Genomic DNA, 23,835 nt, shown 5'->3' on the forward strand with positions numbered 1-23,835 from the left:
TTACCAGCGGTAGTGCGCGAAGGCCTTGTTCGACTCGGCCATCTTGTGCGTGTCCTCGCGGCGCTTCACGGCGGCGCCGAGGCCGTTGGAGGCGTCGAGGATCTCGTTCATCAGACGCTCGGTCATCGTCTTCTCGCGACGGCCCTTGGCGTAGCTCACGAGCCAGCGCAGCGCGAGGGTGTTCGCGCGGTGCGGCTTGACCTCGACCGGCACCTGGTAGGTCGAGCCGCCGACGCGGCGGCTGCGGACCTCGAGGGTGGGGCGGACGTTGTCGAGCGCCTTCTTGAGCGTGGCGACGGCGTCCTGGCCGTTCTTCGCCTCGACGCCGCGGAGGGCGTTGTAGACGATGGCCTCGGCGATCGACTTCTTGCCGTCGACGAGGATCTTGTTCACGAGCTGCGTGACGATGGGTGCGCCGTAGACCGGGTCGTTGACGACGGGGCGCTTCGGGGCGGGTCCCTTACGAGGCATTGGTCTCAGCCCTTCTTCGCGCCGTAGCGGCTGCGAGCCTGCTTACGGTTCTTGACGGCCTGGGTGTCGAGCGCACCGCGGACGATCTTGTAGCGGACACCGGGGAGGTCCTTCACACGACCACCGCGGACGAGCACGAGCGAGTGCTCCTGCAGGTTGTGGCCCTCGCCGGGGATGTAGGCGGTGACCTCGGTGCCGTTGCGGAGCTTGACACGGGCGACCTTGCGCATGGCCGAGTTCGGCTTCTTGGGCGTGGTCGTGTAGACGCGGGTGCAGACACCCGCCTGCTGCGGGTTCGCCTTGAGCGCGGGAGCCTTGGTCTTGGTGACCTTCGGCTTGCGGCCCTTGCGAACCAACTGCTGAATGGTTGGCACGTTCTCTCCTGTTTCAGTGCTGCACGGTGACAGCGCGTGAGTTTCACGCAGACCCACCGAGACACCGGATGACCGGAGGAATCGTGATGGTGGGTATGCCGTGGGGGTGGACTGTTCGCAGTCCTGTCCCTGTGCGACGCTCCGCCCGTCTCGCTGTGCCGAGACACGACACGAGGGCGCGCGGAAACACGCACTTCACCATGGTACGCGCCCCGACGTGATAAGGGCAAACGCGGGCGGGTCGGCGCCTGATCCGCCTCGTCAGTCGAGGAAGATGTCGGGGAACAGCGCCTCGTCGGGCGTGCCGGGCACGGCCGCATAGCCCGAGAAGTCGGTGACGCCGGCGGCCTCCAGCACGTCCTCGACGATGAGCGTCTGACCCGTGTACTCCCGCGCAGGGCGGGTGAGCACCTCGTGCGCCGCGTCCGCGTAGATCTCGGGCGTGCGGCTGGCCGCCATCATCCGGTCACCGCCCAGCCCGTACTGCACGGCCGCGGTGGCGATCGTCGTGCGGGGCCACAGGCAGTTCGCCGCCACGCCGTCGGGCGCGAACTCCGCGGCGATGCCGAGCGTGGCCATCGTCATGCCGTACTTCGCCATCGTGTACGCCGTGTGGGCGCCGAGCCACCGCGGCGTGAGCGTGAGCGGCGGCGACAGCGACAGGATGTGCGGGTTCGGCGCCTCCTTCAGGATCGGCAGCGCGGCCCGCGAGAGCATGAAGGTGCCGCGCACGTTCACGTCCTGCATGAGGTCGTACTTCTTCGCCGTGACGTCGAGCGTGCGCGACAGGTCGAGCACCGAGGCGTTGTTCACGACGATGTCGATGCCACCGAACTCGCCCTGGGTCTTCAGCACCGCCTCGGCGATGTCGTCGTCGTTGCGCACGTCGCCGACGATCGGCAGCGCCTGTCCGCCCGCCTCGCGGATCCGCTCGGCCGCCGTGTGCACGGTGCCCTCGAGCTTCGGGTGCGGCTGGTCGGTCTTCGCGAGCAGCGCCACGTTGGCTCCGTCGCGCGCGGCGCGCAGCGCGATCGCGAGGCCGATGCCTCGGCTCCCGCCCGACATCAGAATGGTCTTGCCTGCCAGGGTCATCCTCGTCCCTTCGTCGTGAAACGCCTTCAGCCTACGGGGCGCCGCCAGGGGCGAGTGCCGCGGGTTGGGGTGGTCGCTTCATCGGGCGGCGCGGCGGCGGGAGGCCCACAGCAGCGGCACGGCGAGCGCGAAGAGCGCTCCGGCGGCGGCCAGCGGGCCCGTCACGGCGGCGCCCGTGGTGGCCAGGCAGTCCTCCCCCGGCGTGCAGTCGTCGAGCGCGGCCACCTCCGCCGCGGCGTAGACGGCGATGCGCACCTGGGTGGGGTCCGAGGCGTTGTAGCCGTCGCGCGAGGTGAGCCGCAGCGTGTAGCTGCCCGGCTCGCTCGGGGCCATCCAGCTCCAGGCGCCGTCGGCGCCCACGGGCACCTCCTGCACTGCCGGCGCCGGCCCGCCTGCGGCCGTCTCGGCGGCGGCGAACTCGATCCGCAGCATCGCGCCCGGGTGCGCGGTGCCCGTCAGCGCGGATCCGGCGGGCACGGCGCCCAGGTCGGCGGGTGCGGACACCGCCGGCTCGGCCAGGTCGAGCCGCAGCGTGTACCCGCCGGTCTGCTCCAGCGCGTTGCCGAGGTCGGCCACCCACGTGTACTCGGTGTTGCCGCCCGAGACCACGCCGAGCGCGGCGTCGCCGGCGTAGACGGCCCCGCCGGAGTCGCCGTCGCCGGCGGGGAGGGTCGTCATGAATCCGTGCACGATCGACGAGCCGACCCGCGCCCAGCCGATCCCGCCCTGCACCGTGCCGGTCGTCACGCCCGTCGTGCGCCCGCTCTTCGCGACGGCGAGCCCGTCGTGCGCCTGCCCGATGCGCGTGATCGGCGTCGTGGACGCCGCGAGATCGTCGGCGGCGGCCGTGGTCCAGTCGGTCACGGCGGGGCGGAGCGTGAGCCCCGCGGCGGGGTCGACGTCGATCGCGGCGATGTCGACGCTGTCGAGCGCTCCGGTGCGCCCCGCCGGATCGCCCGGCAGGCCGAACTGCGCGAACGCGACCGTGCCGAGCGGGAGCCACCGCTCGTAGGTCGCGCCGCCGTCCTGCGAGGGGCGCGTGAGCCAGGCGTCCTGCCCCGCGACCCCGCCGGCGCAGTGCCCGGCGGTGATCACGGCGTCGCCGCCCTCCGGCGTCCACGCGCTGAAGCCGATGGAGCACGCCAGGCTTCCGCCGGCCAGCTCGAGCGCGTAGCCGGCGCCGCCGACCACGTCCCCCGCCGCCTCGGCGCGCAGCGGCGCGCCGATGTCGCTCAGCGCGAGGCCCTCGCTCTCGATGACGGCCCGGGTGTGCGCCGCGAGCTCGGCGGCCGTGGCGAAGACGATCGTGCCGCCGGCGCCGTCGGGGACCACGGCGTGCACGGCGGGATCGGCGGCGAGCAGCGACGACGCGAGCGCGTCGGCACCCGCGGGCCCTGCGTCGCCCGCGTCGGGGGCGGACGGCGTCGCCTCGGCAGCGCCGGCGTCCGTGGCCGGATCCGCGCGGCCCGGATCGGAAGGTTCCGGATCGGAAGGTTCCGGATCGGAAGGTTCCGGATCGGAGGGGACGGCACGATCCGCGTCGCCGGCACCCGGCGCCTCCGCGGGGCCGACGCCGGCATCCGGATCGGCGGCTCCGGCGGGCGCCTCGTCCGCGCCGCTCGCCGACGGGGTCGTCGGACCAGGGGTTGCCGTGGCGACGGGCGCGGACGGCGCGGATGAGCCCGGCGCGACCGCCGCGGCCGGCACGGAGAGGCACGCCAGGGCGAGCGTCAGCACGGCCGCCGCGGCGGCACCCGTCGCGCGTCGAGCGATCATCGGCTCTCCCCTCACCCCGCGCACATGCGCCGCACCGAGCGTAATCGATCGCCGCCGGCGGCCCGCACGCGGGCCCGCCGCCTCAGAGGGTGGCGATCAGCGCCGCGAGCCCCGCGGCCGACGCCGCGACGACGATCGCCATGGCGCTCACCACGATCGAGGCGCGGCGGCGGCGCACGCGCCGGGCCGCGCGCAGCTGCGCATCGGCGTCGATGTCGCGGACGGTGGCGACGTCGCGATCCCAGCCGCTCGCGCGCAGCGGCGCCGGCACGTCCTCGATCATGCGCGAGGGATCGGCGGCCTCGTCGCGCAGGTCGAGCTCGAGCACGGGCGCCCACTCCGGCGCGATCACCCCGGGCGTGGTGCGCGTGGCCCACGTCGTGGGCGCCTCGAAGGCCGTGTGCTCCCCCGCGCCCGCGGGCCGCACGAGCAGGCGGGTGTCGTCGGCGGATGCGGCGTCCGGCACCCGCACCGACTCGCGGTGCGGCGACGGGGGCACCACCGGCTCGCCGTCATCGTCGCGTCGCGGCGACGGACGCGTGAGGCGCGTGGCCTCGTCCTCCGGCGGCCGCCGCACGATCCGCGTCGCCTCGTCGGCAGGCGCGCCCTTCACCACGATGCGCGTGCCCTCGTCGGGCAGCGGATCGTCGGCGGGCAGCGGGTCGTCGGCGGTGCGCCTGGCCACCATGCGCGTGGCCTCGTCGAGCCCCTCGGGCGCGGTCGCCGCGTCGGGCTCGACGGCCGGGCGCGGGGCCCTCTGCACGAGCCGCGTGGCATCGTCGACCGGCTCCTGCGGCGGGGCGACCGGCTCCTGCGGCGCGTCGCCGCCCTGCGCGAGCGCCCGGCGCCGGCGCGCGGCGCGGGTCTCGTCGGCGGCGGGATCGCGGCGCGCGACGACCCGCGTCGCATCGTCCACCGGCGACTCCGCGGTGCCGCGGGCCACCACCCGCGTCGCCTCGTCCGCCGGCGACTCCGCGACCGGCGCGGCGTCGCGCCTCGGCACCATGCGTGTCGCCTCGTCGATGTCCGGCTCCGCCGCCACGGGCCCACGCGTCACCACGCGGGTCGCCTCGTCCACGCCCGGATCCGCCGCCACGGGCCCACGCGTCACCACCCGAGTCGCCTCATCCACGCCCGGATCCGTGGGCCGGCGCGTCACCGCACGCGTCGCCTCGTCCACGGCCGGCTGCGGGTCCGCGGGCCGGCGCACCAGCCGCGTCTGCTCGTCCGCGCCGTCGTCCGGCCGCTCGTCGCGCGCGCTCACGCCGCCCCCGCCACGCGCAGCTCGACGGTGCCCAGCACGAGACGCTCCGGCACGCGGGCGGGCGCGCCCGGGGTCGTGTCGTACTCGCTGCCGTCGATGTCGACGACGAACACGCCGTTCGTCGAGCCCAGGTCCACCACGATCCATCCGTCCTCGCGCCGTTCGATGCGCGCGTGCGTCTTCGACAGCGTGCGCGTGCCGTCCTGCAGGCGCACGAGCTGCGCCTCCGGGTACTCGGGATCGGACGCCGGATTGCGTCCCACGATCACGACGCTGCGGTTCAGGTCGATCGTCTCACCGCCGTCGAGGACGAGGCGGAACCGCACGCCGCGCTCCGTGGTGTCGGCGTGCAGCATCGCCTCGACCGTGAGGGGCTCTCCGGCGGGCGCGGGCAGCGGCGGGCGCGGCGGCAGCGCCACGAGGTTGGACGTGGGTGCGCCGGACGGCGCCGCGGGGATCGGGGGGCGCGGCGGGAGCGGCGCGGCGTCGGCGGGATCGCCGGGCGTACGCCCGGCGGGGGTGCGCCCCTCCAGCCGGGCCCAGATGGCCGCGGGCACCTCGGGATCCCGCGATCCGGATCGCATCGCCGGGCGCACGACGTCGCGCGGCAGCACATCGCCCGCCGTGGTCTCGCGCGGGATGTCGGCCGCGGGGGCCGCGCGCCCGGCGAACGACGAGGCGGGGCGCAGCGGCTCGCGCTCGGGGCGCGGCGCGAAGCCCGGAGCGACGAGGGACAGCGCGCGCACCGAGGGCGCGGGCGCGGCGGCGACCGGCGCCGGAGGCGCGGCGACAGGCATCGGTGGCGCGACGGACGGCGCGGGAGGCGCGGCGGCCGGCATCGCGCGTGAGGCGCTCGGGACCGGGCGAGGCGCGGCGCTCGGGCCGGAGGAGGAGGGCATGACCACACCGGGCCTCGGCGCGCCGACGCGCACGCCCGACGGGGTGTCGCCGAACGGCCACGGCCCGTCCGGCTCGGCGGAGCGGCGGCGCGAGGCCACACGCGCGCGCAGGCGCCGCACGGCGGGATGCTCGCTCCCCGCGTACCGGGCGGCGCCCCAGCCCGCGATGCTCAGCCACACGGGGGGCACGAGCACGGCGAGCACGGTCATGCCGGCGCGGAAGCCGAGGACGCGCCCGATGCGGTGCGCGGCGACGGCGGTGAGCGCGCCGAGGGCGATCCAGCCCAGCACGGGCACGAGCGCGAGCAGCAGCCACCACGCGCGGAAGCCGCCCAGCCGCAGGAAGACGGCCGCGCCGCGCACCGGCACCCACGCCTGCCATCCGGCCTCTCCGGCCTTCTCGAACAGCTGGGCGAGCGCGGCGCAGAACCAGACGAGCGCGATGAGCACAAGCGGAACCGCCGCGATGACCCACGGCGTGACGTCGCCCATTCCGACCTCCCGTACCCCGAGGCTCACGCTACGTCGCCGCGCCCGGCGCCGCCACGGGGAGAACTGCCCGTCCCGCCGAAGAACGACCGCAGCGAGACCGCGGCGAGCAGCCGGGCCCACCACGACCTGCCGGCGCCGAGCGCCTTGCGCTCCTCGTGCACGATCTGCCAGAACCGGTCGGCCTCGTCCGGGGCGATGTCGCCGCGCGAGAACACCGCGCGGTCGGCGACGGCGGCGAGCGCGCCGGCGTTCGGCGTGGCGTACAGCGCCGCCAGCTCGGAGCGCGTGCGCGCGCCCTGCCCCGGCAGCCCGTGGTCCACGGCGGTGTCGACGTACTCCTCCCAGCCGCCCTCGATGCGCTGCACCGGCGCGGCTGCGGCCCGGCGACCGGAGCGCCGCACCGCCTTCGCGATGATCACGACGAGGAACGGCCCGAGCGCCAGCAGCGCCGCGAGCAGGCCGATGCCCACGCCGCGCGCGACGGCCCAGAGCGCCTCGTCGCCCGCGCCGCGATCCTGCTCGTCGCTGTCCTGCGCCCTCTGCTGCATCGGATCGGGAGGCTGGATCTCGCTCGCATCGTCGGGGCGCACCTGCGTCGGCACCTTCGGATCCTGGAGCTGCTGCTCCTCGATGTCGAGCTGCTCCTCCCACTGCGGCGTGGCGTCGATCGCCGCCCACGCGCCCGACGCGCCCTGCACCTCGAGCCACACGGCCAGATCGGCGCCCCGGCACACGCCCTCCTCGCACGCCGGCAGCCCCTCCTCGGCCTGCAGGCGGGTGCCGACGACCACGCGGGTGGGGTAGCCGAGCTGCTGCGCCACGAGCGACGCGGCCACGGCGAACTGCTCGTCGTCGCCGACCGCCGCGGCGGTGGACTCGCGCAGGGTCGACTCGGCCTCGATGAGGTCGTTGAAGAGCGCGTCGATGCGGGCGAGCGAGTGCCCGGACTCGCTGGGGCGGAAGCGGTACCCGTCGCCGAGGTCGGCCATCCACTGCGGCTGGTCCGCGTCCTCGTCCAGGCGCAGGGCGTGGCTGAGGTAGCCGCGCTCGCGCAGCAGGCTCACCGCGTTCTCGAGCCCGGCGCCGTCGGCCGTGATGTCGTTGCGCTCCACCCACGTGGCGACCGAGTCGGGGATCGGCACGGCGGGGCTGCGCCGCGGCGACGTCAGCTCGGCCAGCGGCGCCCACGACTCCTGCGCCACGACCGTGTACGCGGTGCCCTGCTCGATGCGGGCCGTCTGCACCGCGCCCGCCGACGCCTTGCTGTAGTAGAGCCCGTCGGCCAGCGTCGAGGCGCGCTCCCCCTCGAACTCGATCCGCGAGACCTCGCCGAAGGTGGGCAGCCAGATGCCGTGGAGCGCGCCGACCTCGATCCGCGCGCTCGTGCCGCCGGCGGCGCCCCACGAGGGCACGCGGACGAACAGGTCGTCGTCCGCCTCGGACTGGGGATCGAGCGCCCGGTACGTCTCGCCGTCGTACGAGGTGAGCGAGGCGATCCGGATGCGCTCGGGCAGCTCCGATCCGGTGACGCGGAACAGCTCCTGCTCGTACGCCCCGTCGGCGAACACCGCGCGGTACTCCGAGAGCGGGCTCACCGCCTCGCGCATCGCCAGCTCCGGACCGGTCCCCGCGCGCGGCACCATCCGCTCGCGGCTCTCGACGGCCGCGGGCGCGGCGACGCCGGCGGTGCCGAACGCGAGGGCGACGAGGGCGGCGGTCACGGCGATGCGCCGGACGGCGCTCCACGGCGAGCGCCTGCGCAGCCGCACCCCGCTGCGCTCGGCGGCCTGCGACAGGGCACGGCGGCGCGCGCTGCCCGCCCGCCACGACAGCCACGCCACCGACAGCAGGAGGGCGAGCAGGCCGAGGGTGAGCTCGCGCGGGGCGGGCACCGTGATCGTGCCGAGCGGCAGCGGCGGGCTCGCGACGGTGTGGCCGAACAGCAGGCCGAACGAGGCGGTGCCGACCGCCGCGGCGACGGCCATTCCCGCCCGCCCGGCGAGCGCGGCGAGCGCGGCCAGCAGCGGCCCGACGACGAACACGACGACGGCGGGCATGAGCAGGTTGCGGTACTCGGCGACGGGCAGCTCGACGGTGAGCAGGTCCTTCCAGCCCAGCACCGCGCCCTGCACGGCGTCGGTGAGCACGCCGGGGAACGGCGTGGGCGAGGCCCACCGGCCGGGCACGGCGAAGGCCACGCCGAGGGCGATCACCGCGCCGACGGCCGCGAGGGCCGTGGCCCAGCCCGGCAGGCGCCACGCGCGGGCGGCCACGGCGAGGGCGAGCGCGACGACGAAGCCGACGGCGACGACGGCGAGGTACCCGCCGCCCTCGTAGATCGGCCAGGCGGCGAAGCCCGCCAGCGCCGTCATCGCGGTGAGCCAGGCGAGCGCCGCGACGCTCTCGGCCGAGGCCAGCTCGCGCATCCGGCCGCCGAGGGAGCGGTCGGCGCCGCCCCACGTGACGGCGCCCGGCGCCTGGGGCGCCCCGGGGCCGGCGCTCACGACTGCCCGCCCTTCACGAGGAGGCCGCCGAGGTCCTGGATCGCGGCGATCGTGACGGTGGTGAGGCCGGTCACGCCCTGCACGCGCGGGCGGGCGTGCTCGTCGCACAGCACGGCGATCACGGCCGTGTCGGCGCGGAACGCGAGCGCCGCGCGCTGCAGGCGCCGCAGCGGCATGACGGATCCGACCACGAGGAAGGCGAGCGAGACGGCCTCGTCGTCCTCCGCGACGACGTCGCCGATCTGCTCGACGGGCGTCGCGCGCGGGCGGGCGTCGACGCCCGAGAAGCCGTCGAGCATCGTGCGCGGGCTGACCGCCGGGATCCGCTCCACGAGCGTCATGCCGCGCGGCACCACGGGCGGCAGCTCCACGCCGGTGACGACCTCGAGGTCGCGGCCGTCGTGCAGCACGCGCACGCCGAGCGAGGCGGCGGCGCTCACGGCCAGCTCGAACTCGTCGGCGTCGAGGTAGTCGGCGGGGTCGACGCTGAGGATCACGGCCGTGCGCGAGCGCAGCGTCTCCTCGTACTGGCGCACCATGAGCCGGCCCGTCTTCGCCGTCGACTTCCAGTGCACGTGGCGGCGGCTGTCGCCCGGCACGTACTCGCGGATGGCGTGGAACGAGATGTCGGAGTCGACGATGCGCCGCGACGGCTGGCCCTCGAGGTCGCGGATGAGGCCGGCGCTCGTCGTGGGCACCACCTCGATGCGGGGGTGCACGTACAGCTCGTGCCGGTCCTCCCACGCCCGCTCGCGGCGGAACAGGCCGACGGGATCCGAGCGGACCTCGACGGCGGGACCGATCTGGATGATGCCGCGGCGCGGCGTGGGGATCTCGAGGTTCTGCGTCGACTCGTGGCCGGCGCGCAGGAACGGCACGTCCACCTCGATGAGGCCGTCGCCGACGGGCAGCTCGATGCGGCCCGGCAGGGTCGCGCGCGCTCCCGAGTTGCGCACGATCACCTCGGCCGAGGCCGAGCCGCCCGCCACCACGCGGTCGCGATCGACCTTCACGCTCACGTCGTGCGCGCGGCTGCCGAACAGGAAGGGCACCGTCACGACGATGAGGGCGACGCCGGCGAGGCCGGCGACGAGCCACTCGACCCAGCCCAGCGCCCAGCCGACCGCCGTGCCGGCGAGGGCCGCGACGACGACGAGCCATCCGGCCGGCGTGATGACCTCGAGGCACCAGTCGCGCGCGCTGCGCAGCACGGCCCCCGCGCGGCGCGCGCTGACCGCCGACCACGACACGGCGGTGACGATCGGGTTGGACCGGCCCCTCGTCGTCGCGGTCGTGCGGCCGATCGTGCGCGTGCGCGTGCGGCCCCAGCTCGTCGACGTGCGCGAGGCGGTCGACGAGGGGGCGCGGGTGCGGCTGCGGGTCTGTGCCATGTGCTCGGGATCAGGCCGCGGGCTGGTCCACCGGCGGCGCCACCGAGAGCAGCACCTGGCCGATCACGGCCTCGGCCGTGACGCCGTCGAACTCGGCCTCGGGCTGCAGGATGAGGCGGTGCGCGAGCACCGGGCCGGCGAGCGCCTTGACGTCGTCGGGCACCGCGTAGGTGCGGCCCTGCGAGGCGGCGCGCGTGCGGACCGCGCGCGTGAGCGCGAGCGCGCCGCGGATACTGACGCCCAGTCGCACCTGCTCGGCCGTGCGGGTGGCCTCGACCACGCGCGCGATGTAGTCGAGCACGAGCGCGTCGACGTACACCGTGCGGGCCAGCGCCGCCATGCCCACCATCGCCTGCGGCGCGATGATCGCCGCGAGGTCGGCCGTCGCCGTCGCGGCGCCGCCGATGATGCGCACGGTGGCGGCGTGATCGGGGTAGCCGAGCGACGTCTTCATGAGGAAGCGGTCCAGCTGCGCCTCGGGCAGGCGGTACGTGCCCGCCTGCTCCACGGGGTTCTGCGTGGCGATGACGAGGAACGGCTCGCCGACGGGGCGGGTGATGCCGTCGACCGTGACCTTGCCCTCCTCCATCACCTCGAGCAGCGCCGACTGCGTCTTGGGCGAGGCGCGGTTGATCTCGTCGGCGAGCACGATGTTCGCGAAGATCGGGCCGGGGTGGAAGTCGAACTCGCCCGTCTTCTGGTCGTACACCGTCATGCCCGTGATGTCGCCGGGCAGCAGGTCGGGGGTGAACTGGATGCGCGTGTTCGTGCCGCTCACCGTCTGCCCCAGCGCCCGCGCGAGCGAGGTCTTGCCCGTGCCCGGCACATCCTCGAGCAGCACGTGGCCGTCGCTCAGCATCGCGGTGAGCACCAGCTCCACGACGTGGCGCTTGCCCAGCAAGGACCGCTCGACGTTGTCGGCGAGCTGCGCGAACGTCTGGGCGAACCAGGTCGCCTGCTCCTGCGTGATCGTCATGCGTGTCCTTCTTCTCGGGTGGTGCTCACGGGGTGGATTCTCATCCGCCGGGCGGGGTTTCGGGATCCGTCGGATCGGGGTCCGCAGGTGCGGGGGCGCACGGCGCGGTGACCTCGAGCCTGGCGTCTTGCAGACCGTACTTCCCGCCCCAGCTGACCTTCGGGGTGAAGAGGACCCGCTCGGCGCCCGGCGGGACGGGCTCGCCCGCCTGCCAGGAGACCGTCTGCCACCCGAAGATGCCGACGCGCTTCTGGAACGTCGGCGCGACCTCGGTCACCGTGGGCTGTGCGCGATCCAGGCTGTCCGCCGTGACGGTCACCGTCGGCACCGCAGCGCCGACCTGGCACTCTCCGAGGACGCTGCCCGTCGCGCTGAGCTGATAGGGCGCCGAGCCGCTCGCGGGTACGGCGTACCCTTCCGGCGAGCGCACGTCATCCCACTGCTTGTGCTGCCACCAGAAGGCGATGCCCGGGTCGCGCCCGAACACGGTGCTGCTCTGCGGCGGCTCACCGGGGACGAGCTCGGCGCCGTTCGGCTCGCGGCTCGTCGGGCGGCTGACCCACTGGAGGGTCCACTGCGCCACGTTGCCCTGGACGTCCGGCGACTCGCGCACCTTGAATTCCGCGCCCGTGGGGGCGGGCATCTCGGGCACGACCCGCACCTCGGTGTCCGCGGACGAGGTCCCGTACTCGTCGCCGTCGTGCATGGAGCGCGCGCACGCGAAGATCGTGTAGCTCTGCCCGTCGGTCACCTGGAAGGAGGTCGTCGACGCGGACGAGAAGCCCCGGCAGTCCTCGTCGCGCCCGAACGCGTACTCCACCTGCGTGTTCGGGCCCCCAGGGCTGGCCGTTGCGGTGACGTCGAGACGCACCTGGTCGCCGCCGAGGCGCGTCTGCGACACGGTGATGTCCGGCTTGCTCGGACTGCTCACGCCGTAGGCCGTGATCTCGAGGACCTCGCCCGACTCGCTGCCGTTGCCGATCCCCGGAGGGATGTCGTGGCTGGAGAGCGGCGTGATGAGGATCTGCGTCGACGCGTTCTGCCCGACCACGAAGTCGTCGATCACCATGCGTTCGCCATACACGGGGTAGGTCTCGGTCTGTCCGGTGGCGGCGCTGTACACGGTGAGCGCCCGCGTCTCGCGCGCCGCGATCCCCGTCACCGTGATGTCGGCGCGTCCGCCCGTGCCGTCCCAGGTCTGGCTCGGCCGCGCGCTGGCGGACTGCGGACGGGGCGGAGGGTTGTACGCCCACGCCACCGTGCTCGCGGTGTCCTCCGAGACGCCGGTGGCGTTGAACGCGCGCACCACATACTCGCGGCGCTCGCCGTTCGGCGCGCTGATCACCGGGCACGAGCCGTCCGGGCCGCACGTGGCCACCTCGCGGCCGTTCCACGTCACGCGGAACCCCTGGAGGGCGGGGTAGGCGGCGCGCGCCGGGCCCGGGTCGACGCGCAGCATGACCTGGCCGTCGTCGTAGCCGATCTGCGACACCCCGCCCGGCGCATCCGGCAGGCCGTGCAGGTCGAGCAGCACCGTGCCCATCGCCTCGCCGCCCGAGACGCGACCCTGCGCGTCCTGCACCGCGAAGCGGGCGCGGCACGTGGCACCCGGCGTGCCGGGGGCCCACGAGGCGCGCACGTGCGTCTCGGAGGCGACCGAGAACGACACGCCCGCGCACGCCTGCGAGGCCTGCACCGACGCGAGGCGCAGCGGCGTGCCGGGCAGCGGGTTCGTCTCGCCGGGGATGCCGACCACCTGGATGTCGCACGACCCGCCCTGCGTCGTGCGGCACAGCTGCTCGGCCGTGCCGCCGCGCGGCAGCTGCGACGGCGCGTCGCCCACCGTGAACGTGAGCGAGGCGGGCGAGACGTCGTCGTGGCTCGTGCTCGTCACGGTGGCGCGCTCCTGCGTGCCCGGGCGCGCGGTGTCGTGCGCCGTGACGGTCACGATGCTGCCGGACGCACTCGCCGACAGCGCGGATCCGCCGAACTCGAAGCCGAAGCTCACGGGGTCGCCCACGCGGCCGCCCGGCCACGTGACCATCTGCTGCAGGTCGAACGTCGCCGTGTCGCCCGGCGACACGGTCACGGCCGCGGCCTTCAGGTCGGGCTGCGGGGCGTTCGGGATGACGCGGATGCCGACCGAGAGCACCGTCCAGGCCTCGTCGCCGTCGAGGCGCACCGGCACGGCGCAGGCGTCGCTCCAGGGCGCGCCGTCGCCGGCGGCGTACGTGATGACCGATCCGCGCACACTGCAGGTGGCGGCCGTGCGGGCGCCGCTCGTGGCCACCTCGCTGCCGACCTCGAGGGTGCGCCCGCGCGGCGTGGCGACCCGGTCGCGCATGTCGAACTCGACCGACTCGCCCTCCTGCACCTCGATCGGCGGCGCGTCGGCCTTCTCGGCCAGCGCGGCGCGATCGCCCGGCACGCGCAGGAAGCCGTAGCCCGCGACGTCGTCGCCGCTCGTGCTCTGGCCCGTGAGCTGGAAGGGGATCACTCGGGCCTCGGGCGTGAGCTCGCCGGAGATGCGGTTGCCCGAGACCTCGGCGCCCTCCTGCTCGCCCCACAGCGCCAGCTCGAGGTCGTCGACCGAGCCGCCGCTCCACGCCACCGATCCGTCGACCACGTCGACGCCGTTCTCGAAGCGGTCGCGCGTCTCGAGCGTGAGGCGCGTGTCGCTGACGACCGGGTAGTCGGGCACGCGCTCGCGCGTGACGTACACGACGATCCGGCCGCGGGCGGAGTTGCCGCCCGAGGTCTCGACGTCGTACAGGTACGAGATCGTGCCGAACTCGGCCCCCGGCCGCACCCGCACGGTGTCGCCCTCCACGCTCAGCCGGTCCATCAGCTCGACGTGGCGCGGGTTCTCCGTGCCGTCCGAGAGCGTGGCGGGCACGTCCGGCACGACGTTCTCGAGGCTCAGCTCGCCGCCGAGCGGGTCGATGTCGTTCGCGAGCGGGGTCACCGTCACCTCGGCGTCCTCGGCGCCCTGCACCTGCACGTAGTCGGTGTACAGCACGGGTCGCGGGTCGGCCTCGGCGTCCATGACGCCCACGCGCACGCGGCCCGTCCCCGGCAGCCCCTGGCCGTCGACCACCTGGTACGTGAACGAGACCTGCCCGAAGGAGCCGGGCGCGCTCCGGTACACGATCGACTCGCCGTCGGCCGAGATCGACGCCGAGCCGACATCGGGCTGGGTGAGGATGCGATCCAGCTCCACCGTGTCGCCGTCCGGATCGGCGCCGAAGCGCTGCAGCGGGATCTCCACGCTCTGTCCGGCGAGCACGCGGCCCTCGAGCCGGTGCGGCTGCGGCGGCCGGTTCTCCTCCTCGCCGACGACGCGGACCGTCACCGCCGCGGAGTCGGCGAGCGAGGGCGCGCCGGCGGCGTAGACGGAGTAGTCGATGCGGTAGTCGCCCGGTTGCTTCGGCGCGAGGTAGCGGATCACGGAGCCGGCGGCGAAGGCGAGCGCGCGATCCGTCGACGACTGCACGGCCGACGGGTCGAGCATGAGCGAGCGACCGGCCGGCGCCACGTCGTTGTCGAGCACGGGGATGTCGATCTGCGCGCCGGCGCGCACGACGACCGAGTCGTCGACGGCGATCGGCGAGAGATCGGACGCCGGCGGGAGCAGGAAGACGCTCGCCTCCCCCGCCACCTGCGCGCCGTCGTCGAGCGTGCCGTCGCTCACGGTGTACCGCACCGTGCCGAGCAGTCCCGCCTCGCCGTCGGCCGTGGTCCCCGTGAGCCGCAGCGCGCTCTGGCCGACCACGTCGACCTGCAGCGTCGCGCCGTCGGCGGGCGACACCTGCGGCTCGCTGAGCATGAGCACGCGGCGCGTGGGGTTGGTGACCGTCGGCATGACGTCGATCGTGACGTCCGCGCCCTGATGCACGAACGCGGTGACGGGAGCTGCCGAGAGCTGCGCGGGCGCGTCCTCGGGCAGCAGCGTGATGCGCGCCGTCGCCTCGGCCGAGCTCGTGCCGTCGCTCACGGTGTAGCGGACGAGATAGATGCCCTCCTCGTCGGCCGTGAAGTCGAACCCGATGCCGAACGCCGACGGCACGGCCGTCGCGTCGGCGTTGTCGAGCACGCGCGCCGACTCCACGGAGAGGCGCCCCTCGGTGCCCGTGACGTGCGGCTCGACGTCGACCGCGATGGTGCCGACGGAGTCGAGCACGGCGAACGACTCGGCGTGCAGCTGCGGGTTCGGGTCGACCTTCACGGCGAGCGAGCGCGTGGTCTGGGCGCCCTGCGTGTCCGCGACCGTGACGTGCAGCTCGACCGTGCTCGATCCGCTCGACGAGTTGCTGTGCTGGTAGACGACGTCGCCGTCGGGCGTCACCGACGCCGCGCCCTCGCCCGAGGGGTTCGCGACGTCGAGCAGGACGACCGGGTCGCCGTCGGGGTCGACCCAGCCGTCGAGCACGGGGACGGTGACCGTGCCGCCCGGCGCCACCTCGGGGCTCGGCCACTCGGCCAGGCACCCCTCCACGCCGCACCAGACGGGTGCGCGGTTGCCCTCGCTCATGGTGAGGGTGACGGTGGCGGGCTCCGACGCCCTGCCGCCCTCCTGCGTGCCGTCGATCACCTGGTACTGGAAGGTCGCCGATCCGGTCGCATCCGGTGCGACGTCCACGGTGATCCGCCCGCCGTCGTCGGTGATCGCGAGCCGCCCGAAATCCTCGGGCAGTCCCGAGACGGAGCCCTCCATGATCGTGAGCACGTCCTGGTTGGGATCGTGGTCGTTCAGCATCACCGGCAGGCTCACGAGCGTGCCAGGGCGCACGCCGAAGGCGTCGTCCTCCGCCACAGGCGGCCGCGGGTCGGTCACGACCTCGGCCTGCTCCTGCGTCTCGACGGTCTCCTCCTCGAGATCGTCCTCCGGCTCCCACTCCTGGCTGGAGGGCACGAGCGTGCCGTCCGGCATCGTCCACACCCAGCCGGATCGCGTCTCGTTCAGGATCATGCGCGACCCCGACGACGTGAAGACGGGCTCGCGCTCCTCCGGCAGCTCGAGGCCCCCGTAGTCCAGCGAGATCTGCGTGCCGTCCGACCCGCCCGACACGGGCATGCGCCACATCGTGCCGCCCGCGATGTCGAGCCAGGCAGCGTACACGTCGCCGTTGAACACCCGCGGCGCGGCCGGTGCGCCGCCCGGGGCGTCGAACACGCGGCGGGGTTCGCCGCCCTTGGGGAGCTCGACGAGGCCGAGGTCGTCGGCGAGGTACGCCGACTCACCGCGCGCCGTGGCCGTGCCCGCCACCACGACGCCGCCCAGGCCCGGCTGGAAGGCGTCGGCCTGGCCGCGCCGCCAGATCTCACCGCTCGTCGCGTCCACGAGGAACCACGTGCCGTCGACCGCGGTCAGCTCGAGTCCCTCGCTCGTCAGCCCGCTCGGCGCGGCGTCCTCGCCGACGAGCCGCCGCTGCGCGACGTCGTAGCGCGTCACGATCGAGTCGTCGGCGGTGTAGGCGTACAGCACGCCCGCGTCGTCGATCGCGATCGCGTCGGCCGTCCACGACGGCGCGGTGGAGCCCTCGTCGTCGGATCCCTCCTCCGACTCGTCCTCCTCGGCCGGGTGCGGCTCGATGAGCAGCGTGGCCTCGCCGAGCACGCCGGCGAACACCGTGCCGGTGTCGGTGAGGTAGGCCACGTACTCGCCGGCCGTCGCCACCGCGACGGTGCCGCCGGGGGTGCGGTCGGCGGTCGCCTGCGCCTCGTCGTCGTAGTCGATCGGCATCGCCGTGTCGATCTCGAGCAGCCGCGAGTCGCTCTCCGCGAAGAGGAACGCGCCCCGCTCGGACTGGACGATGCCGGACGGGTTCGAGACGGTCCGCACGGTGTCGAGCTCGAGGACCTCGGTGTTGATGCGCGCGTAGCGCACGTTCTCGCCCGTCTGCAGCGCCCACACGCCCGGCTCGGTGCTCGGCGTGCGCTGGGCGTCGAGCCCCGGCCACACGACGGCGAGCGTCACGATCAGCGCGGTGACGACCCCCGCGGTGATCCAGCCCCAGAGCGCGCGGCGCATGTCAGATCACCGTCCCGAACCACACGGCGGCCGCGGCGCCCAGCGCCATGAGGGCGACGCCGCCGACGAGCAGCCACGGCCACGTGCGACGGCGACGGCGCGAGGGCGCCGTGAACGTGTCGTCCTCGTCGCGGTGCTGCGGCGCCCGCGGCTGGTACTTCCGCGTGGACGGGTAGGCCACGTTCGGCCGCGGCGCCCAGCGCGCCCCGTCGTCCTCGAGGTCCAGCGGCGCCGATGGGTGGTACTCGTCCACGCGCACCTCGAGCGGTGTCGGGATGAGGCGCGCCCCGGCCTGCACCACGCGGATCTCCTCGGCGAACTGCAGCGCGCTCGGCTGCCGGCGGCCGGGCTCGCGGCTCATGGCGCGCTGCAGCACGGCCTCGAGGCCGACGGGCAGGTCGTCGCGGCCGACGGGGACGTACTTCGCCCGCGCGATGCGCCGCGTGAGCTGCTCGCGCGAGTTCTCGGAGCGCTCCGCGTGCTCGAACGGGCTGCGCCCGGCCAGCAGGGAGTAGATCGTGGCGCCGAGCCCCCACACCTCGCTCGCGATCGTGCCGTTGCTCTGCTCCAGCACGACCTCGGGGGCCGACCACGGCACCGACAGCGCCATGCTCTCGCGCGCCGCGGCGGTGAGCGAGGCCGAGATGCCGAAATCGGCGAGCACGGGCGAGCCGAACGCCGTGACGAGGATGTTGCTCGGCTTGATATCGCGGTGGATCACGCCCGTGCGGTGAGCGGTCTCGAGGGCGCTGGCGGTCTTCACCGCGACCTCGAGCACCTCCGGCACGGGGATCCGCTCCTGGCGGTAGCGCTTGGCGTACGAGGCGGGGCAGTACTCCATGGAGATGTACGGCCGGCCGTCGGGCGCGAGGCCCGCATCGTAGATCGTGACGATCGACGGGTGCGTGGCCAGGCGCGCGAGCACGTCGATCTCGGCGTTGAACATGCGCACGAGCTCGGAGGTGTGCAGCGAATCCGGCAGCACCTTGACGGCGACCTCGCGGCGCGGCATGTCCTGGCCGTAGAGGTAGACGTCGGCGAAGCCACCGGACCCGAGCGGGCGCACGTAGTTCAGGCCCGGCAGCACGGGCGGCTGGGCCGGCAGACGCTCAGCCAATCGTCCTCCCCCGTGGCGGCGTGCGTGATCCGCGACCCGCCGAGCAGGGCGGGCAGCGCTCGACCATCGTAGCAACGCGCCGGGCGTGTCCCCGCCACCGCCGATCCCCTGGTCTCCCCGCGTTCCCGGGGCGGCTCGCTTCGCTCGCTCAGGCGAAATCGCGGGGGTCCAGCGGGGCGTCGAGCGACTTCGTGAGGTCCGCGAGCATCGCCTCGATCTGCGGCTCGACGAACTCCGCCACGCCGGCCTGGATGCGCAGCCGGTGCTGCAGCAGCAGCCCGCACACCTCGCGCCCCACGAGGTTGGCGTACTCGTCGGCGAGTCCGACCTCCTGCCGGAGCGCGGCCTTGGCCTCCTCGCTGAGCGGGGGCAGGCTCGGCACCTCCTGCTCGGCCTCGTTCGCGAGCCCCTCGATCGTGAAGAGGAACGGCGCGCCGGGAACGGGATCCGGATCGAGCGGGAGCCCCTCGAACTCGGGCTCGAGGCCCTCGGCGGGGCGGTAGCTGCGCGCGCGGTTGCGGGCGGCCTGCTGGTCGAGCTCGGTCTGCAGCCGGGGCAGGTTGCGCGACGTGTACTCGGCCACGGCCCGGTCGACGATTGTCTTGATGCGCGTCGACAGCCCGTGCTGCACGCCGTGCGGCACGTCCGATCCGAGGCCCGCCGCCGACAGCACGGGCGACCCCAGGCAGCGGCGGCACGGGGCGACCCTGCCGCGGTGCGTCGCCGGCTGCCAGCGCGGCAGCCACCGCAGCCAGGCGTCGACCGCCTGGCTCACCTGGGTCTCGAGCGAACGCTCCACGGTCCCAGAGTAGGCGCGATCCCGCGATTCCCCGAGATTCCGCCGCCTCGATCGCCCGCGCGCCCCGGCCGCGCTACTCGTCGTCGGGCTCGCGCTCCCACGGCCAGCGCGGCGGGCGCGCCTCGGTGCGGCGGACCGCGATCGCTCCCCACGCGGCCACGGCCGCGGCGAGCAGGAACGTGACCGAGGTCCAGCCCGTCACGGCGCCGCCCACCGCGGCGGTCGCCGCCGCGGCGCCCGCGCCGAACGCGAGCGCGAGCAGCCACAGCGCCACCAGGTGCGACAGCGCCGCCGCGAGCGCCACGGGCACCACGCCCGTGAAGGCGGGGCGCTCCAGCCGCACGACCGGCCACAGCGTGCCCGCGAACGCGAGCACCGAGACGAGCACGGCGAGCACGCCGGGCACCGGGCCGAGACCGGGCACGGGAAGGACGTCGGTGTCGGTGAGCAGCGCCGCGAAGCCCGTCGCGCAGATCACGAGCGCGCCGTACGAGACCGCGGCGAGAGCGAGCAGCAGCGGGCCCGCTCCGCCCCCGCTCCGCGCGTCCGCCATGTCACAAGTCTCCGCCCCGCCCCGGGAGGTTTCCTGGGACGGGGCGGAGAGGCGGCGAGCGGAGGTCAGGCGGACGGGCCGGCCTCGAGCGTCCGCTCGTACTCCTCCTGCGCCTCGGCGTTGAGCCGGTTCATCTTGGCCCCGCGCCTGGCCGCCCACGCACCGAACCAGATCGTCACCTCGCGCGCGATCACGAACGCCGCGATCGCCAGCGGCGCGAGCACGCCCTCCTGCACCACGTCGGCCGCCTCGCTCGGCGTGATCATCCAGAACGGCCCCGCGATCACGGGCGCGAACACCTGCGCCGCGTAGGTGAGGACGGCGACGAAGAACCCGAGCAGCACCCACGCGCCCCAGCGGGCGCGGTTGACGATCGCCCCGAGCAGCCAGAAGCCCAGGAAGAACGCGACCACCGGGATCCAGAACGTCACCGACGCGACGGTCTCGAGCGCGAACGTCGACAGCTCGTCCATCGAGGCGAAGCCGTCGGTGAGGGCCGTGTAGCCGGCCACGGCCGCGAAGTAGAGGACGGCGAACACGACCGCCGCCAGCAGTCCGATCAGCCCGGCGGCGCCGCGGTTGCCGCGCTTGGTCGGCGGCTCGGGGGCCTCGACGAACACGGGCTGCGGCGCGGGCGCGGCGACCGTCTCGGCGGCGGGCTCGCTCGCGGTGACCGCCGGCGCGCCCTCGGGCTCGGTGGCCCGGAACGTCTGCGTCTCGTCGGCCCGCTCGAACCACGGGCTGCCCGACGACGCGGTGCCGGCCTCGCGACGCGGCGTCGGCTCGGCGCCCTCGGTGCCGTGACGCGCGTCGAGTGCGTCGAGCTCGGCGGCGAGGGCGGCGTAGTCGGGAGCGGGCCGCGCGGCCGGCTCGGCGTCGGTCGGCTCGGCCGCGGCCGGCTCGGCGGCACCGGCACGCGCGGGCGCGGGCTCGACGGGGTCGGACGGCGCGTCCGGCTCGCCGGCGAAACGGCGCGCGGAGCGCGTGGGCGCCTCGGCGACCGGCTCCGAGGGCGCCTCGGCCGCCGGCCCCTGCTCGGCGACGGGCTCGGCCTGCGACGCGGCGGGCTCCGCCTGCTCGGCGGCCGCGGGCCGCGCGCCCTCGCCCGTCACGTCGGGGTCCTCGCCGATCGCATCGGCGAGGGCGGAGGGGCGCTCGTCCACCGGCGCCTCCGCGACGGGCGCCTCGGCGGCCCTGGTCTCCGGGGCCTGGGTCTCGGCGGGGGCCTCGGCGGCGCGCTCCTCGATGGGCTCGCCGGTGGCCGGGTCGTTCTTCCCCTGGGCGTCACTCATCCGTTGCACTCCTCACGGCGGGGCGGATCCCCTCCGCGCGAGCGTACCGCGGCACATCCGCGCCGCCGGGGAGCCTCGCCGTCGCCGGCGCACGGCCCGGGCGTGTCGCCGCCTTCGTCGGCGAACAGCTCATCGGGCAGCGACTCCGTCGGGCAGCGGATCAGTCGAGGAACAGGCTCCGCAGCCGCCGGGTCGTGAACACGAGCCCGACCGCGATCATCACGAGGTAGTACGCGACGTGCCACAGCATGCCCGCGCTCAGCATGCCCGTCGTGAGCCCGCGCACCAGCTCGACGCCGTGCCACAGGGGGAAGGCCATGATGATGCCCTGGATCGCCTCGGGGTAGATGTCGATCGGGTACAGGGTGGCGCTGAAGAGGAACATCGGCAGCAGCACGAAGTTGATCCAGTCCATGTGCTGGAACGTCTTCATGTAGCTCGTGATCGCCATGCCGAGGCTCGCGAAGCCGAAGGCCACGAGCAGCACGGCGGGCAGGGCCAGGATCGCGGTGGGGGCCAGGTTGAGCCCGAGCAGCTGCATGATCACCATGAAGCCGGTGGCGTAGAGCAGGCCGCGCAGCAGCGCGTACAGGATCTCGCCGAGCGCCACGTCGAGCGGGCCGAGCGAGGTCGCGAGCATGCCCTCGTAGAGGCGGCCGTAGTTGAGCTTGAAGAAGACGTTCCACGTGGAGTCGTAGATCGCGCCGTTCATCGCCGACACGGTCAGCAGCGCGGGCGCGATGAACGCCGCGTACGGCACCTCGCCGCCCTGCGAGGTCTGCACGTCGCCGATCAGCGCGCCCAGCCCGATCCCCATCGACGCGAGGTAGAACACGGGCTCGAAGAAGCCCGACAGCACGATCGCCCAGCTCGACGAGCGGGCCGCGATGAGGCCGCGCTGCACGACCGCGAGCGGGTTGCCCGCCCACAGCGCCCGCACGCCGCCGCCGGTGCGCCGGCGCTCCTCGGTCTGCACCGCCGCGCTCACGAGGCGAGCCTCCGACGGAACATGCGCCACGCCAGCGCGGCGCCGAGCCCGGCGAGCAGCACGAGGAAGCCCGCGTGCAGCGCGACGCCCGCCGCGTCCATCGGCTTGCCGTACGCCACGACCCGCCCCAGCTCCGACGCGTGCCACAGCGGCGAGATCCAGCCGATCCACTGCAGCCACACCGGCAGCGTCGCGAGCGGATAGAACGTGCCGGAGAAGAGGAACATCGGCATGAAGACGAAGCGCTGCACGAGCTGCAGCTGCCCGCGGTCGTCCTCGAGCGAAGCGGCGAAGGCGAGCATCGGGCCGCCGTACGCGAGCCCGGCGAGCACGCCGATCGGCGCCATCAGCCATGCCGTCGCCATGCGCGTGGCATCGGGGTGCAGCCACGCGAAGAAGACGAGCACGAAGAGCAGGTAGAACGCCACCGTCACGGCCATGCGCGCGACGGCCGCCACGATGACGCCGTTCGCGATCTGCCGCGGCGACAGGGGCGCCGCGCTGAAGCCGTAGAAGAACCGGCGCCACTTGAAGCCCGCCAGCACGGGGTAGGTGAACTCCTCGGCCGCCACGTTGAGCGCGGCCGTCATGAGGAGCGCCGGCGCGACGAACAGCAGGTACGGCACGGGCTCGCCGCCGTCGTCGATCGGCACCTGGATGAGCGCCGCGAGCCCCACGGCCAGGCCCAGCAGGTACAGGATCGGCTGGCCGACCGATCCGACGAGGATCGTCCAGCCGTACGCGCGCATCGCGCGGATCATGTGCTCGGCGACGTACCAGGTGCCGCGGGTGCGCGGTGCCCTGCCCCACGCCATCGCCTCGGCGCGGAGCTCGTCGATGTCGGCCGCGGCGGGCGCGGCGGGCCGGGCGGTCATTCGATCAGCGACCTTCCCGTGAGACGCAGGAAGACGTCCTCCAGGCTCGAGCGGCGCACGAGGCTCGTGATCGGCTCCAGTCCGCGCGCCGTCACCTGCTCGAGCGCGGCCTCGCCGTCGGCGGCGTAGACGAGCACGCGGTCGGGCAGCACCTCCACCCGCTCGCCGATGCCCTCGATCCGCTCCGCCGCGGCCGCGTTCTGCGCGGAGCCGAAGCGCACCTCGAGTACCTCGCGGCTGGAGTGCGTGCGGATGAGCGAGGCGGGCGTGCCCTCGGCCATGATCCGCCCCTTGTCGACGACGACGAGCCGGTCGCACAGCTGCTCGGCCTCGTCCATGTAGTGCGTCGTGAGCACGAGGGTGGTGCCGCGCTCCTTGAGCCGGAACAGGCGATCCCACAGCACGTGCCGCGCCTGCGGGTCGAGGCCCGTGGTCGGCTCGTCGAGCAGCAGGATGCGCGGGTCGTTGATGAGGCCGCGCGCGATCGTGAGCCGGCGCTTCATGCCGCCGGAGAGCTGATCGACCTTCGACTTCGCCTTCTCCTCGAGCTGCGCGAACGCCAGCAGCTCGTCGGCCTTCTCGCGGCAGACGCGGCCGGGCAGGCCGAAGTAGCGGCCGTAGATGTAGAGGTTCTCGCGAGCGTTGAGCTCGCCGTCGAGGTTGTCCTGCTGCGGCACCACTCCCAGACGGGAGCGGATCTCCGGGCCGTGGCGATCCGGATCGAGCCCGAGGATCGACAGCTCGCCGCCCGTGCGCGACGAGACGGCGCCGATCATGCGCATCGTGGTGGACTTGCCGGCGCCGTTCGGCCCGAGCAGCCCGAACGACTCCCCCGGCGCGACCTCGAACGACAGCCCGTCCACGGCGACGAAGTCGGGCTTCCCCTTGACGCGGTACGTCTTGCGCAGCCCCTCGGCGGCGATCACGGCTGAACTCACCCG

General features: G+C 74.5%; 17 protein-coding genes. All 17 read right to left on the reverse strand.

All coding sequences use genetic code 11. The annotated features are described in order from the left end of the window. The 17 genes from rpsG to ACODR5_RS00265 all read right to left on the reverse strand — a co-directional run bounded on the left by rpsG (nt 1) and on the right by ACODR5_RS00265 (nt 23,832). Nucleotides 1-471, reverse strand: coding sequence for a 30S ribosomal protein S7 (rpsG, locus tag ACODR5_RS00185; protein WP_067024837.1), 471 nt, complete (start codon nt 469-471; stop codon nt 1-3). A 5-nt stretch (nt 472-476) separates the two neighbouring features. After that, nucleotides 477-845: a 30S ribosomal protein S12 gene (gene rpsL / locus ACODR5_RS00190; RefSeq protein WP_449854577.1), complete on the reverse strand. Its 369-nt coding sequence runs from the start codon at nt 843-845 to the stop codon at nt 477-479. 261 nt (nt 846-1,106) lie between these two features. After that, on the reverse strand, nt 1,107-1,937 hold the full coding sequence (locus tag ACODR5_RS00195; RefSeq protein WP_449854576.1) for an SDR family oxidoreductase: 831 nt from the start codon (nt 1,935-1,937) through the stop codon (nt 1,107-1,109). 78 nt (nt 1,938-2,015) lie between these two features. Continuing rightward, the gene (locus ACODR5_RS00200; protein ID WP_488982362.1) at nt 2,016-3,713 is read right to left on the reverse strand and encodes a chymotrypsin family serine protease; all 1,698 of its coding nucleotides are present in this window, start codon (nt 3,711-3,713) and stop codon (nt 2,016-2,018) included. Between the two features lie 82 nt (nt 3,714-3,795). Continuing rightward, the gene (locus ACODR5_RS00205; RefSeq protein ID WP_488982363.1) at nt 3,796-4,977 is read right to left on the reverse strand and encodes a hypothetical protein; all 1,182 of its coding nucleotides are present in this window, start codon (nt 4,975-4,977) and stop codon (nt 3,796-3,798) included. Beyond that, nucleotides 4,974-6,368: a DUF5684 domain-containing protein gene (locus ACODR5_RS00210; protein WP_488982364.1), complete on the reverse strand. Its 1,395-nt coding sequence runs from the start codon at nt 6,366-6,368 to the stop codon at nt 4,974-4,976. Before ACODR5_RS00210 ends, ACODR5_RS00205 begins: the two co-directional genes overlap by 4 nt. 23 nt (nt 6,369-6,391) lie before the next feature. Then, nucleotides 6,392-8,872, reverse strand: coding sequence for a transglutaminase domain-containing protein (locus ACODR5_RS00215; protein WP_488982365.1), 2,481 nt, complete (start codon nt 8,870-8,872; stop codon nt 6,392-6,394). Next, a complete protein-coding gene (locus tag ACODR5_RS00220) occupies nt 8,869-10,263 on the reverse strand; it encodes a DUF58 domain-containing protein (protein ID WP_449854571.1) in 1,395 nt (464 codons plus the stop codon). Before ACODR5_RS00220 ends, ACODR5_RS00215 begins: the two co-directional genes overlap by 4 nt. Before the next feature lie 10 nt (nt 10,264-10,273). Next, a complete protein-coding gene (locus ACODR5_RS00225; protein ID WP_488982366.1) occupies nt 10,274-11,239 on the reverse strand; it encodes an AAA family ATPase in 966 nt (321 codons plus the stop codon). 40 nt (nt 11,240-11,279) lie between these two features. Further along, nucleotides 11,280-17,270, reverse strand: coding sequence for an Ig-like domain-containing protein (locus tag ACODR5_RS00230; protein ID WP_488982367.1), 5,991 nt, complete (start codon nt 17,268-17,270; stop codon nt 11,280-11,282). A gap of 1 nt (nt 17,271) precedes the next feature. Continuing rightward, nucleotides 17,272-18,387 (reverse strand): serine/threonine-protein kinase, encoded by a 1,116-nt coding sequence (locus ACODR5_RS00235; protein WP_488982368.1) that lies wholly within the window; start codon nt 18,385-18,387, stop codon nt 17,272-17,274. Nucleotides 18,388-18,535: 148 nt separating this feature from the next. Next, nucleotides 18,536-19,186: a spermidine/putrescine ABC transporter substrate-binding protein gene (locus ACODR5_RS00240; protein ID WP_488982369.1), complete on the reverse strand. Its 651-nt coding sequence runs from the start codon at nt 19,184-19,186 to the stop codon at nt 18,536-18,538. A gap of 73 nt (nt 19,187-19,259) precedes the next feature. Beyond that, nucleotides 19,260-19,739 carry a DUF6121 family protein gene (locus ACODR5_RS00245; RefSeq protein WP_488982370.1) on the reverse strand — a complete coding sequence of 160 codons (480 nt, stop codon included), beginning with the start codon at nt 19,737-19,739 and terminating at the stop codon, nt 19,260-19,262. A 65-nt stretch (nt 19,740-19,804) separates the two neighbouring features. Beyond that, on the reverse strand, nt 19,805-21,031 hold the full coding sequence (locus ACODR5_RS00250; protein ID WP_488982371.1) for an ABC transporter: 1,227 nt from the start codon (nt 21,029-21,031) through the stop codon (nt 19,805-19,807). A gap of 160 nt (nt 21,032-21,191) precedes the next feature. Further along, nucleotides 21,192-22,019, reverse strand: coding sequence for an ABC transporter permease (locus ACODR5_RS00255; protein WP_449854564.1), 828 nt, complete (start codon nt 22,017-22,019; stop codon nt 21,192-21,194). Next, nucleotides 22,016-22,894 carry an ABC transporter permease gene (locus tag ACODR5_RS00260; RefSeq protein WP_449854563.1) on the reverse strand — a complete coding sequence of 293 codons (879 nt, stop codon included), beginning with the start codon at nt 22,892-22,894 and terminating at the stop codon, nt 22,016-22,018. The genes ACODR5_RS00255 and ACODR5_RS00260 overlap by 4 nt, the downstream gene beginning before the upstream one ends. Beyond that, nucleotides 22,891-23,832, reverse strand: a complete 942-nt coding sequence (locus ACODR5_RS00265) for an ABC transporter ATP-binding protein (protein WP_449854562.1) — start codon at nt 23,830-23,832, stop codon at nt 22,891-22,893. The genes ACODR5_RS00260 and ACODR5_RS00265 overlap by 4 nt, the downstream gene beginning before the upstream one ends. Nucleotides 23,833-23,835 lie beyond the last annotated feature (3 nt).

It is taken from the genome of Microbacterium sp. FG3 (genome assembly GCF_057809335.1).